The sequence below is a fragment of the Myxococcus sp. AM010 genome, from assembly GCF_013372585.1.
GTDB classification, from domain to species: domain Bacteria; phylum Myxococcota; class Myxococcia; order Myxococcales; family Myxococcaceae; genus Myxococcus; species Myxococcus vastator.
This window is the reverse complement of sequence record NZ_JABXEO010000215.1, coordinates 1-961: the sequence shown is the minus strand read 5'-3', so window position 1 is coordinate 961 and position 961 is coordinate 1. Positions and strand designations below refer to the sequence as shown.

At 69.9% G+C, this 961-nt stretch carries 1 protein-coding gene; it reads left to right on the top strand.

Annotation, left to right across the window (positions count from 1 at the left end):
- Nucleotides 1-961: AMP-binding protein (locus tag HV826_RS36370; protein WP_176421571.1), on the top strand; the 961-nt coding region annotated here is incomplete at both ends.

The following is a 961-nucleotide window of genomic DNA, read 5'->3' as shown; positions in this document are numbered from 1 at the left end:
CCTCCCTGTGGACCGCCCAGGTCGCTCGCGCTCCCGACGCCACCGCACTCGTCCTCGCCTCCTCCGGCCTTCGCCTCTCCTTCTCCCAGCTCCACGCTCGCGCCACCCGCCTGGCCCAGCACCTGCTCGGCCTTGGCGTCCTCCCGGAGGACGTCGTCGGCCTGTGCCTCGAGCGCTCCGAGGACGCCGTCGTCGGCCTCCTCGCCATCCTCCTCAGTGGCGCCACCTGCCTTCCTCTCGAAGCCACTCACCCGCACGAGCGCCGTGCCTCGCTTCTCCACCGGGCCCGTGCTCGCTTCGTCCTCTCTCGCCCGGACTTCTTCTCCGACGCCTCGCTGGCGATTCCCCTCGTCCAGCCGCTCCCTCCTCAGTCTCCGTCCTCACTCCCTCTCCCGCTCGTCCTCCCCGACTCGCTCGCCTACCTCCTCTTCACCTCTGGCTCCACTGGCGAGCCCAAGGGCGTTGAGCTCACCCACCGCTCCCTTGTCCACGCCTTCGACTCCTTCGACTCCCTCTACGACGCGCGTCCGGGGGACTGCTGGGCTTCCTCCAGCAGCTTCTCCTTCGACATCCATCTAGAGGAGCTGTTCTACGGGCTCACTCGAGGCGCCACGGTCGTGCTGCGTGACGTGGGGCCGCTGGGGCTGGGGCGCGACATCGCCCGCCACGGCATCACGCACGTCAGCACCACGCCGTCCTCGCTGGCCACCGCGATGGAGGAGCCCGGAGCCGTTGCTGCGCTTCGCACGCTCAAGCGCCTCATCTCAGGAGGCGAGGCGCTGCCGGATGCGCTGACGCGGCAGCTCCAGGATTCGTCCCTCCAACTGCTCAACACCTACGGCCCGACGGAGACGACCATCTGCGTGGTGGCCGAGAAGGTGGAAGCCCACCGCCCCGTCCGCCTGGGCCAGCCCTTGGCTCGCTCTCAGGCCTACGTCCTCGACGAGGCCGGCCTCCCCAC